Genomic DNA, 14,612 nt, shown 5'->3' on the forward strand with positions numbered 1-14,612 from the left:
ATTTATTTCATAGCCCTAAGACGGACTTCAGGTTCTAATGCAAGTGGTTCTGCAGCAACAATAGCAGTACCTTTTGCAACAACAGTCATCGGATCGTCTGAAATTTCAATAGGAATTCCAATTTCATCAAAAATTCTTTCTTTAATACCGCGGAGTCTTGAACTTCCACCAACAGCCACAGCATTATTGTAAACACCCATCATTAATTCAGGGGATAATCTTTCTAATATGACATTTAGACCACCGGCAATTTGTTGCATATATGGTTCAACAGCATCAGCAACCAACATAGAATCAATGACAACCTTTTTAGGCCTATTTGTTTCTAAAGATTTACCAATAACTTCAACACTCAAGTTTTCAATTTGTTCACTGCAATGAACCATACCCACTTCTATTTTTGCAGATTCTGCATCATGAATACCAATAGCTACATTATATTTTTCAGCAACGAGTTCAACGATTTTATTATCAATGTCGTCTCCACCACATCTAACAGTTTCAATATCATTAATACCTCCAAGAGAGATAATTACAATATCTGTTGATCCGGCACCAATATCTACAACCATAGTACCATTTGGTTCTGCAATAGGCAATCCTGCTCCAATAGCAGCAGCCAAACCTTCACTAATAACCAATATATTTTGAGCACCGGCTTTTCTACCAATTTCTTCAGCCGCATTTTTTTCTACTTCAGAGGCATCCCCAGGAATACCAATAACAATTCTTCCTACACTTTCACCCTCATTAATACCAATTTGCATTGCTTTAATGAGTAATGCTTGTGCTTGTACAACATTTTCAATTACACCTTTTTTCAAAGGCCTTACAGCAAGGATATCTGATGGAGTTCTTCCAAGCATTCTTTTAGCTTCTTCACCTACAGCTAAAACTTCAGACGGATCGTCTTTTTTAACTGCAACTACTGATGGGATTTGATATAAGTCAAATTTATCACCAGATGGCTTTGCTATTACTGTGTTTAAAGTTCCTAAATCGATTCCTAAACTGTTACTAATGACTCTGACATTGTCAACTTGTGGTTCTTCCTCATCTTTTCCAAAAATATTCATGGTTATTCCTCCGTTACAATATCTTTAAAATCTATAACGAATATCCTATTAGATGTAGCTATGCTCTGAAATTTCCCAACATGCTCGTCCTTTTCAACAGAAACTACTAAAGCTGTTAAAACAACTTCATTAGCATTATAGAAAGGTTTCAAAGCATTTTTGATGAAATTTGGTAATCTAACTTCATTATTTATATCAACATCAATGAATCCAGTAGTTTGAGATTCCTGAAGAATCTTAAATGGTATTTTTGATTTTTCAAATGTGGATGCAGCATATTTCATCACATCATCAGGTGCAACAAGCACCATCAAATTTGATTCGTCAGATAAATATTTACGAGGTATATGAACATAAGCTCCACCAAGATTTTTTGTCTGTCTTTTAAAATCATTGATTATTATGGAATTGCCATAAATCATGATGAAATCAAACTTCTTATCCAATTTACCATCTTTCAATACTACATGTTCCCTGAACAATATTTTGACATTGGCCGTAGACAATATGGCTTTATAAGCCATTTCATCAACCAAATCAACATTACCTGCAATGACACACCAGCTTTTATCTATTTTATAGTTACTGTCTGATGTGACCTTTGCAGCTTGCCTAAGAACACGTATATTATCTACAATCATTTAACTACTCGCAACATCAATATTCAATCTATGACTAAAAATAAATAACCGGAATATATAAAAAATTTCCAATAAAATTGATATTTATTTAAAGTCCAACAATTAATATTTATTACCAATATTATTATATATATTTTATCGTTTAAGGTCAATTTTTGAAAATTAATTAATAAACATCAATTTTTTTAACTAAACTAAATGATTACTCGAAATTATTGAAAAAAATAAGCATATAACAATTAAATTAAAGAAATATAAAAATAATATTAAACTGAAATAAAAATAACACTTATAAGTAATTAATAACAAATATTAATAAATATAAGACGAAATCCAAGAAAAAGTTAATAACATATGAGCTAAAAAGTATTACTGGAGTTAAACATGAGAATTGAAGATACAAACATTAAAAAATTCATAGCGACATCTGATGTAATATCATTATTAAACATGAGCTGCGGATTTTTATCTGTAATCTGTTCCCTGAACAGCAAGTTTGAGTTAGCGGCTTTGCTTATGATATTTGCAATTATGTTTGACTCAGTAGATGGTTGGGTAGCAAGAAAAACCAATAGACAGGACACATTAGGATTTGGAAAAAACATCGATTCCCTATCCGATGCAATTTCATTTGGTTTGGCGCCAGCAATATTTGTATACGCCACCATTAACACCACAACAACTGCCATAGAACCAATCGTAATACTAGTTAGTTTACTTATCGTCATTTGTGGAGTTTTGAGATTAACAAGATATAATGTGATTGCTGATTTAATTAAAACCAAAGATTTTATTGGATTTCCAATACCTGGAATAGCATTTATATTAGCTACATATTATCTAAGCGGATTATACAACATCTATATCGCTCTAATATTAAGTATTATAGTCTCATTAATTATGGTAAGTACAATAATATATCCAAAATTCGATAATGTCCCAATATTAGCCATATCAGTAATATTGATATTTTTATTAATTTTACCGTTCAAAATAGTCCTACTATCTGTTAACATACCGGCATTATTATTGTTATTATTCTGCTTATACTACCTTATAATTAATTTAATTAAACACTACACACACCACACCAATTAAATTAATTCCATCTACTTTTAATTGAACATTAGGAGTAGAAACATGACCAAAGAACCACGAGATCCGTTGTTCCCTAAAGGTTTTGGGGAAACAAAAAACATCAAAGAGCAATTTAAGGAAGAAACACTACCAAAACCGGCGAAAAAAGATGAATTAAGTATTTTAAAAAGATTAAATCATAAAATTGGAGTTTATTTAAGCCCTAAGACAATAAACATGACCGAGGATGAACAAAAAAAGAAGATTGGGATAATAATAACAGCTTTAATCTTATTTACATTAATTATTTCATCATACTACTTTTTAGTATACCAACCCCAGCAAGCGGAATTGTCTCTTGTGAGAACTGAAAAACTAAATGAACTTCACGATTTGTATTCCGGCCCACTGGTAACATCACCCAATGAATTATTATTAGAAAATAAAATTAATAATGCAAGAAGTGTCGGAGAACTGGAAAGCATCAACCTAATGGCTCCTGCCACCAAAGATTGGAAGTCATTTCATAAAAAATCGATTCAAACCAATCAGGATAAATTTAACAGAACAATGGCTGTCTATTCCAATGAAAGCAAAAACGTGTTAATGAATAGCCAGGAAGCAATGCAAATCGTCAGCGAAAATGATGCAACCATTCTATCAAAAATAAAATTCGAAAAACCGAATACAGTTTCAGTCCCTGTGCTAATTTCAAGATTACAGGCGGGAGCAGGACTGATAAATGTTGGAAGCGTAGTTGACATCTATTTAAACTCAAATTATACTGATGACGGCACTGTTGATAACAATACCAGTCCCGACGTGAGCGGATGTACAGTACTGTCAATAATGAGATATGAGGAGAATGGTGAAATTGACTCCGAATACTCAAAATCAACAGTCCATGTCAAAGGAAATAACACCAATCCTAAAGAAAATACGAAAGCATTTTCATCAGACGTGCTGGAACTTCTTAAAGGATCAATCATAAAAGGATACAATGAAAAAGAAACGATAAAATTGCTTAAGAATTATGGAGTTAAGCTGTCCAATTACGAACGGCAAATCAATTTAGGTGACTTGGATGCCCAATACATGCTTTTAATTGAAGCTCCTCAAGATAAGGTGAATTTTATTATCAATAACATGGAAGACATTGTACTGACAATTCCAACATCCCATGCACCAACATGGATGGTTAATGAAATTAGTAAAACATACGACAATTAAAAAAATTATTATATGGAATAATACAAAAATGGTAGTATGAACAAACCAACTATTACAACAATAATTGTTATTATATGTTTACTTATAGTGGGATTATATGCAATGGGAGAGGTAAATTATTTCTCCACTAAGGTTGCTGTAGAAAGAAATATCGAATCTCCGACTATTCTAATACCTTCAATCGGAGTTAATGAAAAAATCAACAATGAAACCTTGGATTTAGGAGTATTGCATGAACCTAGTTCATATAAACCTACGGAAGGAGACGTGTTATTATTTGGACATAGGACCCTTCAGGGTTCACCATTTTTAAGGCTCAATGAGTTGTCAAAAGGAGATAAATTGATACTGGAATGGCCAGGAATTGGAGAAGTAACATATACTGTTGTAAATCAAACAGTCGTTCCTGCAACATATCAGCTCAATGCAAACGAAGGTGGAAATTCAGTATATCTAATCACCTGTGATCCAATCGGATCTACTGAAAATAGATTGATTATTCAAGGAGAATTAAGTGCTAACGATCCAATAAATAATGAAATCCTTAAAGATAATCCTCAAGAATCTAATGCTTGGATAATTAGCGGAGTATTTTTATTATTAGGATTAGGCCTTAGTTTTTTCTATCCAAAAGACCAAAGAATTTATATTCTTGCAACAGTATTAATCATATCTGCAATACTGTTCTACTGTTGCATAAATCCTATGCCTTCTGAAATCATATATGACAAGATAAACTTTTTAAATGGAGGACTATGATGGATGTTGATAAAAAATACTTTTCAAATATAACTACAAGAGAAAGAGCTATATTTGAAGGAGCTATAAGTATGGGGGCATTATTCCACCAATTTGTTGGAACCCCTGTAAATAAAAATACAAAAAATAGCTTGGAAACATGTATGGAAGAATCTTTAAGGTTGCAACCTGCAATCGAAGATGTTAAAGTCAATATCAGATTTGACAAACTTGAAGAGTCAATGACCGAATTTGAATACACTTCCCTTACTGGCGACATGTTAGACGTTAAAATATACACAAAAGTAGAAAATGTCCTTGCAACAATAAGAATTGAGTTTATTGAAGAACTTAATTATCCGTTAATGTATGTTGAAAACATTGAAGAAGATTAAAAGCTAATATATTTCTTTTAAATCTTCTAATAATTTTTTTAAATGCTCTTTTTTAATATGATTCATTAAAACTACTCTAATTGCCCTAGGACACTTAGCTACAGAAACTTTCCAATCCAAATCTTCTAATTTTTCAGCTAAAACATCCGTATCCATATTAGGATGGTTAAAAGCAACAATATTCAATTCAGGTTCGCAAATAACCTCATAACCTATTTCTTTAAGTCCCTCATTGAAAAATTGAGTATTTTCCATTAACTGAGCTGCAAGTTTGCAGTAACCTTGTCTGCCAAAGTATTTCATGATTGCATAAGTAGCTGCTGAGGAAGCCCCTAAACGAGTCCCAACAATTGTTGATTGGGTTTTAACAGTAAGATATGGTGAATCGACAGCCATGACTTCAAGGTATTCTTCTTTTCTAAAAATAATTCCTCCCGCAGGAATTGGAGCAAGCCCCATTTTATGAGGATCAACAGTTATTGAACAGACCCCCGGCAGTGAAAAATCAAAAACCGGCAAATCATACCCCAGTTCCTTTAGAAATGGAATTGAAAATCCACCAAATGCTGCATCAACATGGAAATAAATATTATTTTCATGAGCAATTTTGGAAATTTCTTCTATCGGGTCAATTAATCCCAGCTCAGTTGTGCCCGCAATGGCCACAATAGCTACAGTCTTATCGGAAATAACATTTTTTAAAGAATCAACATCGATTTTATAGTTTTCATCCAATGCGGCTTCAACTATTTTTAAGTTTAGCATATCAGCTGCTTTTTTAAAAGAAAAATGTGCAGATTCCGGAATAATTATTTCTCCATCTACAATGCCCTTGTATTTTCTTGCATGATTTCTAGCAGCACGAATAGCCATAATATTGGCTTCAGTACCTCCAGTTACAATATTACCATATGCCTCATCCAAAGATAATAACTCACCAATAGATTTAACTACTTCATTTTCAATGAATTTTGTTCCTTTAAAAAGACCCGGATCGCCCAAATTTGTATCAAGAAATTTACAGTAAACTTCTTTTGCAAATGGGTGAGCTTCAGTACACATTGATCCTAAAATTCGGCCGTCAGCATAATCATAATCCAATTCATGAATTTCGGCCAATTCCTTTAAAATATCTTCCTTATCTATTGGTTTATCTTGCATAAAATACCCTAACTAAATAATAATTAAAATAAAAATAAAATAAAAAAAAAAGAAATAAAAATATTATTCTAGACGTTTACGAGCAGCGTCGAGAATAATTTTTTGTTCAGCACGTGCAACAGTCTTTCTCACATCAGCAATAGCGTCAGTATTTGAAGATACACTAGTAATTCCAAATTCGACGAGTTTTTCAACAATGTGAGGTACACTACCTGCTTGACCGCAAATACTACATTTGACACCTGCTTCAGCACATTTTCTAATTGTTCTTTCAATTAATTTCATTACTGCAGGGTGTTCTTCAGAGTAGTGTTTTGCTACAAACTCATTGTTTCTGTCAACAGCAAGAGTGTATTGAGTCAAATCGTTAGTTCCTAAACTTACGAAGTCAATTCCAACTTTAATATACTCATCAATCATGATTGCTGCTGCTGGAATTTCAACCATCATACCAAATTCAACATCTTTGTGAGGTTCGAAACCGACTTCGGAACAAAGTGCCTTAGCCTGTTTAAGTTCTTCAGGGCTTTGGGATAATGGTATCATAATACCAATGTTTGTGTATCCTTTTTCATGTAACTTTTTAATAGCTTTGAATTCGCATTTAAGGATTTCAGGCTGGTCTAGCTCTCTTCTGATACCTCTCCAACCGAGCATTGGATTATGTTCTCTAGGTTCGTTTTCTCCACCTTCTAATGTAATGAATTCATCGGTTGGTGCATCTAAAGTTCTGTACCATACAGGTCTTGGATAGAATGCATCAGCTACAATCATAACATTATCTGCGATTGTGTCGATTAATTCATCTTCATTTCCATCAGCAATGAATTTACCTGGGTGGATACCAGATGTTAACATTAAATGTTCAGTTCTTAAAAGTCCGACACCATCAGCACCAGTAGCTGCTGCTTTTTCTGCTGCTTCAGGCATACTTACATTAGCTTTTACTTCAGTTACAGTAATGATTGGTGCGGCTGCTGCTCCAACTACAGGAGCTGCCTCTTCGGATTTAGTTTCAGAAATTCCTTCAAATACTAAACCTTTTTTACCATCCAAAGTAACGCCAACATTTTCTTTTAATGTTGTGGTAGCATTTCCAGTTCCTACAACACATGGAATTCCAAGTTCACGGGAAATAATGGATGCATGACAGGTTACACCACCTTCATCAGTGACAATACCGCTTGCTCTTCTCATAGCAGGAACCATATCCGGAGTAGTCATGGTTGTAACCATAATGTCTCCTTCCAAGATTTTATCTAACTCATCAATGTCTAAAACAATTTTGACTTTACCGGATGCCATACCCGGACTTGCTCCAAGACCTCTTACAAGAACATCGCCCACATCAGCAGACTCATCATCTTTTTGCTCTTCAACATCACCTAAAGTAGTGATTGGTCTTGCTTGTAACAGGAATAACATGCCGTTTTCAAAAGCCCATTCAGTATCCATTGGTTCACCATAATGAGATTGGACTCTTTTACCCATTTCGGTTAATTCAATGAGTTCTGCATCAGATAAAACCCTTTCATTTCTTTTGTCTTCAGGAACATCCACTTTGATACTGGTTCCATTTTCATCATTAGTGTACATTACTTTTTTGTCACTAATTGTTACATTGATAATTTCATTATTTTTCTTATCAACTTGATAGTTATCAGGAGTTACATCACCAGATACAACAGCTTCTCCAAGACCCCAAGATCCTTCAATTAAAGCAATTTCTTCACCTGTTGATGGGTTTACAGTAAACATTACACCAGCTTTATCAGCATTAGCCATTTTTTGAACTACAACAGCAATATATACTTTTGAATGTTCAAAATCATTTTCTTCCCTGTAGAAAATAGCCCTAGCTTCAAATAATGATGCCCAACATTTCCTGATATATTCAATTACTTCATCATTCCCAGAAACATGTAAAAAAGTATCTTGCTGACCGGCAAAAGAAGCTTCAGGCAAGTCTTCTGCAGTAGCTGAAGATCTAATAGCAACATCAGTATCATCTTCTCCAACTCTTTGACATAACTGATTATAAGCCTCAGTAATGAATAAAATCATGTCTTCAGGGATTGGAGCACTATTAATAATAGATTTAATTTCTTCAGAAGCAGCTTGAAGAGCTTTGGTATCGTTAATGTCAATTTTATCAAGAATTTCCATTACTTTATCGTTGATTCCAGCATCTTCCATGAACTTTTGATAAGTTTCTGCAGTTACTACAAAACCTGGTGGTACTGGAATGCCTGCTTGGGTTAATTCACCCAAATTAGCGCCTTTACCACCTGCAATTCCGATATCAGATTTATTTAAATCCTCAAATTTTACAACATACATAAAATATAACCTCTTGGCATAAAAATATATTCAATTGACAATAGTCAAACAAAAAACATTACCAATAATATATTTAATAATATTAATTTCAAACTTTAAATATTTAATTATAAAAATCGAAAAAATGCTAAAAATAAAAATTAAAATAAAAAAAAGAGTAAAAAAGACTTAATTAAAAATTTATTTAACTAAATCTGCGCCTTTGTCAACAACTATTTTGCATGGAACTGGTAATTTCATACCTGCTCTTTTTAATGCAACTTTAGCTTGTTCAAAGTTCTTTTCGTTACAATCAATAGTGATGATTCTTTGATCTTTTTTAACAATAGCTTCAACACTGATTGGTTTACCGAAAGCGTTTCTCATACCACTTTGTACCCTATCCGCACCTGCACCGGTTGCCATTGGGTTTTCTCTTACGATTTGGTGAGGATATACTCTTAATTTTAAGTGGTATCCCATTCTACCAGCTGCTCTTTGCATTAATCTGTTAGAAGCAATCCTTGCAGCTTCTAAAGAGTTGTGTCTAATTTGAGCAGGTTTTTTAACAGCTAAACTTAATGAAACAGGGAATTCATCTCTTAAATTACCCATATCATATTGTACAATTCTTGAGTTTGGGGTTTTTCTAATGTAATCTCTTCTTGTATAAGCACGAACCATTATTATTCCTCCGAAATAAAAATAACATGAATAAACATGTTTAATTGAAAAATAGCTATATAATATTGGATTCCATAATAGCTATATAAAAAATCATATATCGTAATATATAGAATACTTAAATATATTAATTAAGTCATTAATAAAGGTTACCATATTTTCAAATATTAGGATAGATAATATTAATTTAGAAAACAAAAATATGTTTATCATAATCAATAAAAAAACGTGAAAAAATGAAAATAAATGGATCATTAACATTAAAATATAAAACTGATGAATCTGCTTCATTAATATTTAATTCATTGGAAGTTGATAATGAAAATTATGTTAAAGGACATCTAAACAATGAAACTATCAATTATGAGATAAATAGTGAAAGTTTAGGCAGTTTCCTTGCAACAATCGATGATTTAATTGCATCAGAGATTGTTAGTGAAAAGATTATCAACAAAACAAGTGATTTATAAAAAGTTTTATATAAATAAAAAAAATAAATATATACATTTAATAAAATTTATTCGTTAGAGAGTGTAATTTATGCAATGTCATTATCATCCTGAAAGAGAAGGCACAGATGTTTGTGCAATATGCGGAAAATCAATATGTAAAGAATGTGGTTTAGAAATTGCGGGCAAAATTTACTGTAAAGAATGTTTAGAAAAAATTGTAGGCCTTAGCTTAGATAATTCAACTCCTGAAAAAATCGAAGAAGAACCAGTCGCTGTTGAACAACCAGTAGAAGAACCTGTTGCCGCTGGACAACCAATAGAAGAAAACATCTACCAGCCACAGGCAGAATACGAAATACCTTATGCTCAAGAGGAACCTGTTCAAGAACATAAAGTTATTAGCGATGATTCTCCATATAACATAAAAGACACCATTGAATACAGCGGAGGATTAGAATCTTCTTATTTGGATAAAGGAGAAAGCATTTATCAAGAACAACCACAAGAAATTACACCTAACGAAACTGAAACCATTCCTCAAGAAATTTTGCAACAACCAGTTGCTGAAGAGCCTGAATATATTTATCCTGATCATGAATATGAACCACCAAAAACAAGTGCAAGACAAGATCTCGAAGATAAATATGAAAAATATTTAGATGATTTGTATTTTGAAGAAAATGAAGTTCCTTTAGGTGAACAATTAGCAAAAGACGAAGAGAAATATGGTTCATTAACTAAAAAAGAATATGTGCCTAAACCTAAAGAAACCCCTGAAGTGGAAGTTCCTAAAAAACCAACTTCAAGACCTGAAACTCCTGAAGAAATGGAAGCAAGAATCAGGGCTGAAATCGCTAATGAACAAGGCAGTCTTAAAGACAGAGCTGAAGGCGGAATCCATAATTTAAATTACCAAGAAGAAAAAGAGTCAATGGGCGTTGTTGATATCCTATTAACAATAATATTGATTCTTGTGATTTTACTTGTAATCTACTACATTGTATACTTGTTCCTATTACAAGCAAGTTACCCAACATTTATGGATGCATTATATGGGCTTAAAAACCCACAAAATGTAATCAACGCTATTCTATCTAAATAATGAAATATTTTCATTATTTACCTTTTTTTTAAATTTTTCCAAACAATCATCATTTTTATATCCTAAAACTCTAATTACAGAAGGATATCTGTCGATATAATTAGAAATTACTTTTTTAGGAATAGGATTTTCTAAAATGCTTAATACCCTTTGTCGAAAATGAGATGAAAATCCCTGAAGAATTGCATTTTGTAGCTCGTCAATATTATCAAACGGCCGGTTATCTACAATATTCCGGGCTAACTTATCATTGAATAAGTTAAGAGCAGACAAATCTTCAAAACTATAGTTATTTGCAGTATCTAAAATCTTTTCAATGTCCCTAATTCCATAAATTATTGCATCGTTTTTTATTTCGCGCTTTAACACTTCAATTGTTTTTGGAGGCATCATGTCAACTACATCATCAAAATTATCATTCAATATGCTTTCACGGATAAGAGTACCGCTCACTCCTTCAATACGCTCCACAAAAATAAACTTGTCATTATAATCGAAACCTATTTTACTTAAGGAGTTTGAAAATGAGGTTATTACATAATTGTCTTCCTCAAGTTTTCCCCGTAAAATTATTTCATTAGTTGTTTTATCAACAATCTTATATGGTTTTGGAGCAATGTGATGCCCCATATTAATTCTTTTTAAAATCTCATCAATTCCCTCAACAGGTTTGTATCCCCTTGGAATAAAATCAGTGTTTAAGGCTTTAAACATTTTGCAAAGACACAGTGAATATTGGCCAGAACCCATAATTCCCATAGGTGGTCCTTCAACTACAATATCTGCACCAACAGAAATTGCAATTTCTGCCCTAATTTGTCTTGGTAATATATATGGTATACCTCTACCGCTTCGCTCAAATAAGCCCGGCACAATAGCTACAAATAATGACTTAGGAAACATGTGTTTTGCAGTTTTCATGCAATGAAAATGACCGTTATGTAAAGGATTATACTCAGTGAAATCAGCTATCAAATTAATATCTGGAACAGTGTCTGAAAATTTATAATCTTCATTCAAATCATTGAAAAATAATTCCATGTCATGCATGAGAATGTTTGAAACTTGAGACATAAAAATAAATATAACTCTTAAATTAAAAAAAATTTATGTTTTAAAAATATAAAATAATAAATAATGAATTAATTGAATGGGGATAAACAATGGATTTAGTTTTAAAAAATTGCAAACTTGTAGATGAAACTGGAGAATTCAACATTAAAATTGAAGATGGAAAAATAGCAAATATTTCAAAAACACCTCTAGAGGGCGATGAAATAATTGATATAAAAAACAATTACGTTTTACCCGGTTTTATAGACCCCCACATCCATTTCAGGGACCCTGGACTAACACAAAAAGAAGATTTTAAAACAGGAAGCATGGCAGCTGCAAATGGAGGCTTCACAACAGTTATTGACATGCCAAATACTCTTCCAAAAACAAACACCTGCAAAGCACTTAAAGAAAAAATAAAAATCGCAGAAGACAAATCCGTTGTTAATTTTGAACTTCAGGCAGGGCACAATACCCTTGAAGAAATGGAAAAGATGGTTGAACTAAATCCGATTGCATTTAAAATATTCATGGATTTGGAAACCGACGAAAGTTTGGAGGAAATATTTTCCAATCTGGGGGAACTGAAAAATACTTCAAATTATAAGGGTCTTGTTGCAGTTCATTGTGAGAAAAAATCAATTGTCGAATCAGAAACTAATAAATTAAAACAGAAAGATGAAAATGCCCCAATCGACTATAGTTATGCAAGACCTGCAAGATCAGAAGACGAATCTGTAAAACAGGCCATTGAACTAGCTGACAAAAATAATTTAAGACTTCATATATGCCATTTGAGTTCCCGCAAATCATTAGAGTTGGCAAAAAATGCAAGTAAAACACAACCTGTAAGCTGGGAATTTACACCTCATCATCTATTAATGGACAATTCCGCTTACGATATATATGGAACATTTATAAAAACTAACCCTCCTTTAAGAGAAAAACAGGACAGCATTAACATTAACGATTTGGATTCCACATCAATAATTGGAACAGACCATGCACCACATACCTTAGAAGACAAATCAAAAGGAGTTTGGAATTCATCACCTGGAATTCCTAATTTAGAAACAGTGGTTCCATTGCTTTTAACAGAAGTTAATAAAGGAAACATTGATTTTGGAATAATTCCTAAAATATTTGCTGAAAATGCTGCAAAAACCTATGGATTAACCAATAAAGGCCAAATAGCTATTGGAAAAGATGCTGATTTTACAGTTATTGATTTGAAAAGACAGGGCAAATTCAATATTGAAGAATTTAAAACAAAAGCAGAATACTCACCATTTGACGGTTGGAATTACACAGGAATGCCTGTAATGACAATAGTCAATGGAAAAACAGTAATGAATAAAATATAACTAATTTTTTAAAAAAAGAAAAAAATAAAGGTGTGTTAACACACCTATTTATAACATAATGCGTCTTCTGGACATGCTTCAAGACATTGACCACATAAAGTACAGAATCCTGCAATTGGTAATTTAGGATTATCTGTTTTGTGGATCATGTCATAAGGACATGCTTCGATACAGTCACCACATTGATCACATTTAGATGGGTTGAATGAAATCCTGTCTCTAATAACAGGAGTGCCATCAATAGTTATTTCATATTGATCCACTTTCAATGCATCGTTGGAACACATTGAAGCACAAGCACCACATCTAATACAACTTGTGAAAGATGGTTCTAAATCAGTTTCTTCTAAAGCTGGGCATAACATACCAGTTTTGGTAACTACACGAATAGCTTCAGTAGGACATTTGTTAGCACATGCACCGATGAAGTCACATTTTTCTACATCTCTTCCAATACCTTCTGCGTCTACAGGTGCACCTTCACCCCATTCTACTTCAATGTCTAAAGCATCAACAGGACAAAGTTTTACACATAAACCACATGCAGCACAGACACTAGGAATAGCAACGGTTAAGCTAGCACTGTTAGCAGCAATAAAGTCTCCAGGACATGCTTCTACACAAGTGTTACAACCGATACATTTTGCTGAGTCAAAAGTGAATGAAGTAATTTCTTTTTCACGTTTAACAGGTACTTTTTCAGCAATGAATATTGCATTCCAAGGACAGGTTTGAGAACATAAACCACATCTGATACAGTCATCATTGACAGTAACAGGACTTCCAACTTCTTCAAGAGTGATTGCATTTACAGGACAAGGATCTACACAAGTTCCACATCCAACACAATCTTTGATGTAAACAGGACCTTTACCTTTAAGATCTAACTCACATTCAGCAGGTTCTTTAACACCAGGAATTCCAATTACATCAACAGGACAAATGTCAACACATTTTTGACACATTACACAGAATCCTTCAACTTCTTTTAATTTAGCACCAGTGACTTTAATAGTTTCTTGTGGGCAAACTTCTTCACATTTACCACAGGAGTCGCATAAAATTGAGTTGAAAACTAATCTTTTTTGAGTAATACCTTCAGCGATTTCGAAATCTTCAACTTTTAATGCGCCTTGTGGACAAACGTCTGCACATTTAGGTTCTTCACCACAAGTGTCACAGTGAATAATAGAGCTAGGTGTTACTTCAATAGCTGATGTAGGACAAGTTCCTTCACAAGCACCACATTTTATACAGCCATCTTCATTAAATACTATCATTTATAAAAACCCCCTTAAATTTAGAATTTTTTAATGA

The 14,612-nt window shown here is 32.9% G+C and carries 14 protein-coding genes; 7 read left to right on the forward strand and 7 right to left on the reverse strand.

Annotated elements, in window-relative coordinates:
• Positions 1 to 2 precede the first annotated feature (2 nt).
• Both ACJMLH_RS08025 and ACJMLH_RS08030 read right to left on the reverse strand, forming a co-directional pair.
• Positions 3 to 1,076 carry a rod shape-determining protein gene (locus tag ACJMLH_RS08025; RefSeq protein WP_405276504.1) on the reverse strand — a complete coding sequence of 358 codons (1,074 nt, stop codon included), beginning with the start codon at positions 1,074 to 1,076 and terminating at the stop codon, positions 3 to 5.
• A gap of 2 nt (positions 1,077 to 1,078) precedes the next feature.
• A complete protein-coding gene (locus ACJMLH_RS08030; RefSeq protein ID WP_405276506.1) occupies positions 1,079 to 1,717 on the reverse strand; it encodes a hypothetical protein in 639 nt (212 codons plus the stop codon).
• A gap of 384 nt (positions 1,718 to 2,101) precedes the next feature.
• Here ACJMLH_RS08030 and ACJMLH_RS08035 point away from each other — a divergent pair, with 384 nt between their 5' ends.
• The 4 genes from ACJMLH_RS08035 to ACJMLH_RS08050 are packed head-to-tail and all read left to right on the forward strand — an operon-like array spanning position 2,102 to position 5,157.
• Positions 2,102 to 2,815, forward strand: a complete 714-nt coding sequence (locus ACJMLH_RS08035) for an archaetidylserine synthase (protein WP_405276508.1) — start codon at positions 2,102 to 2,104, stop codon at positions 2,813 to 2,815.
• 42 nt (positions 2,816 to 2,857) lie between these two features.
• A complete protein-coding gene (locus ACJMLH_RS08040; protein ID WP_405276510.1) occupies positions 2,858 to 4,024 on the forward strand; it encodes a DUF515 domain-containing protein in 1,167 nt (388 codons plus the stop codon).
• A gap of 36 nt (positions 4,025 to 4,060) precedes the next feature.
• Positions 4,061 to 4,783, forward strand: coding sequence for a class E sortase (locus ACJMLH_RS08045; RefSeq protein WP_405276512.1), 723 nt, complete (start codon positions 4,061 to 4,063; stop codon positions 4,781 to 4,783).
• The gene (locus ACJMLH_RS08050; protein WP_405276514.1) at positions 4,783 to 5,157 is read left to right on the forward strand and encodes a dihydroneopterin aldolase family protein; all 375 of its coding nucleotides are present in this window, start codon (positions 4,783 to 4,785) and stop codon (positions 5,155 to 5,157) included. The genes ACJMLH_RS08045 and ACJMLH_RS08050 overlap by 1 nt, the downstream gene beginning before the upstream one ends.
• Before the next feature lie 3 nt (positions 5,158 to 5,160).
• Here ACJMLH_RS08050 and mfnA read toward each other — a convergent pair whose 3' ends face one another.
• The 3 genes from mfnA to rplJ all read right to left on the reverse strand — a co-directional run bounded on the left by mfnA (position 5,161) and on the right by rplJ (position 9,321).
• Positions 5,161 to 6,318, reverse strand: coding sequence for a tyrosine decarboxylase MfnA (gene mfnA, locus ACJMLH_RS08055; protein ID WP_405276516.1), 1,158 nt, complete (start codon positions 6,316 to 6,318; stop codon positions 5,161 to 5,163).
• 63 nt (positions 6,319 to 6,381) lie between these two features.
• A complete protein-coding gene (gene ppsA / locus ACJMLH_RS08060; protein ID WP_405276519.1) occupies positions 6,382 to 8,658 on the reverse strand; it encodes a phosphoenolpyruvate synthase in 2,277 nt (758 codons plus the stop codon).
• Positions 8,659 to 8,838: 180 nt separating this feature from the next.
• The gene (gene rplJ, locus ACJMLH_RS08065; protein ID WP_405276521.1) at positions 8,839 to 9,321 is read right to left on the reverse strand and encodes a 50S ribosomal protein L16; all 483 of its coding nucleotides are present in this window, start codon (positions 9,319 to 9,321) and stop codon (positions 8,839 to 8,841) included.
• A gap of 236 nt (positions 9,322 to 9,557) precedes the next feature.
• Here rplJ and ACJMLH_RS08070 point away from each other — a divergent pair, with 236 nt between their 5' ends.
• Positions 9,558 to 9,791, forward strand: a complete 234-nt coding sequence (locus tag ACJMLH_RS08070) for a KEOPS complex subunit Pcc1 (protein ID WP_405276523.1) — start codon at positions 9,558 to 9,560, stop codon at positions 9,789 to 9,791.
• Positions 9,792 to 9,861: 70 nt separating this feature from the next.
• Positions 9,862 to 10,875 (forward strand): ATPase, encoded by a 1,014-nt coding sequence (locus ACJMLH_RS08075; RefSeq protein ID WP_405276525.1) that lies wholly within the window; start codon positions 9,862 to 9,864, stop codon positions 10,873 to 10,875.
• Here ACJMLH_RS08075 and ACJMLH_RS08080 read toward each other — a convergent pair.
• A complete protein-coding gene (locus tag ACJMLH_RS08080; protein ID WP_405276527.1) occupies positions 10,864 to 11,949 on the reverse strand; it encodes a nucleotidyltransferase family protein in 1,086 nt (361 codons plus the stop codon). The two genes, ACJMLH_RS08075 and ACJMLH_RS08080, sit on opposite strands and share 12 nt — an antisense overlap.
• An 89-nt stretch (positions 11,950 to 12,038) precedes the next feature.
• On the opposite strand from ACJMLH_RS08080, the gene ACJMLH_RS08085 reads away from it, so the two are divergent.
• Positions 12,039 to 13,295 (forward strand): dihydroorotase, encoded by a 1,257-nt coding sequence (locus ACJMLH_RS08085; RefSeq protein WP_405276529.1) that lies wholly within the window; start codon positions 12,039 to 12,041, stop codon positions 13,293 to 13,295.
• Between the two features lie 44 nt (positions 13,296 to 13,339).
• Here the strand turns inward: ACJMLH_RS08085 and ACJMLH_RS08090 are convergent, their stop codons facing one another.
• Entirely contained in the window at positions 13,340 to 14,575 is a 1,236-nt protein-coding gene (locus ACJMLH_RS08090) for a 4Fe-4S binding protein (protein ID WP_405276531.1), read from the reverse strand.
• Positions 14,576 to 14,612 lie beyond the last annotated feature (37 nt).

Source organism: Methanobrevibacter sp., from assembly GCF_045116495.1.
Lineage (GTDB): Archaea > Methanobacteriota > Methanobacteria > Methanobacteriales > Methanobacteriaceae > Methanocatella.

Bases quoted from the DNA above. Each gene is read 5' to 3' on its own strand.
- ACJMLH_RS08025 (WP_405276504.1), bottom strand. From the start codon at position 1,076: ATGAATATTTTTGGAAAAGATGAGGAAGAACCACAAGTTGACAATGTC.
- ACJMLH_RS08030 (WP_405276506.1), bottom strand. From the start codon at position 1,717: ATGATTGTAGATAATATACGTGTTCTTAGGCAAGCTGCAAAGGTCACA.
- ACJMLH_RS08035 (WP_405276508.1), top strand. From the start codon at position 2,102: ATGAGAATTGAAGATACAAACATTAAAAAATTCATAGCGACATCTGAT.
- ACJMLH_RS08040 (WP_405276510.1), top strand. From the start codon at position 2,858: ATGACCAAAGAACCACGAGATCCGTTGTTCCCTAAAGGTTTTGGGGAA.
- ACJMLH_RS08045 (WP_405276512.1), top strand. From the start codon at position 4,061: ATGAACAAACCAACTATTACAACAATAATTGTTATTATATGTTTACTT.
- ACJMLH_RS08050 (WP_405276514.1), top strand. From the start codon at position 4,783: ATGGATGTTGATAAAAAATACTTTTCAAATATAACTACAAGAGAAAGA.
- mfnA (WP_405276516.1), bottom strand. From the start codon at position 6,318: ATGCAAGATAAACCAATAGATAAGGAAGATATTTTAAAGGAATTGGCC.
- ppsA (WP_405276519.1), bottom strand. From the start codon at position 8,658: ATGTATGTTGTAAAATTTGAGGATTTAAATAAATCTGATATCGGAATT.
- rplJ (WP_405276521.1), bottom strand. From the start codon at position 9,321: ATGGTTCGTGCTTATACAAGAAGAGATTACATTAGAAAAACCCCAAAC.
- ACJMLH_RS08070 (WP_405276523.1), top strand. From the start codon at position 9,558: ATGAAAATAAATGGATCATTAACATTAAAATATAAAACTGATGAATCT.
- ACJMLH_RS08075 (WP_405276525.1), top strand. From the start codon at position 9,862: ATGCAATGTCATTATCATCCTGAAAGAGAAGGCACAGATGTTTGTGCA.
- ACJMLH_RS08080 (WP_405276527.1), bottom strand. From the start codon at position 11,949: ATGTCTCAAGTTTCAAACATTCTCATGCATGACATGGAATTATTTTTC.
- ACJMLH_RS08085 (WP_405276529.1), top strand. From the start codon at position 12,039: ATGGATTTAGTTTTAAAAAATTGCAAACTTGTAGATGAAACTGGAGAA.
- ACJMLH_RS08090 (WP_405276531.1), bottom strand. From the start codon at position 14,575: ATGATAGTATTTAATGAAGATGGCTGTATAAAATGTGGTGCTTGTGAA.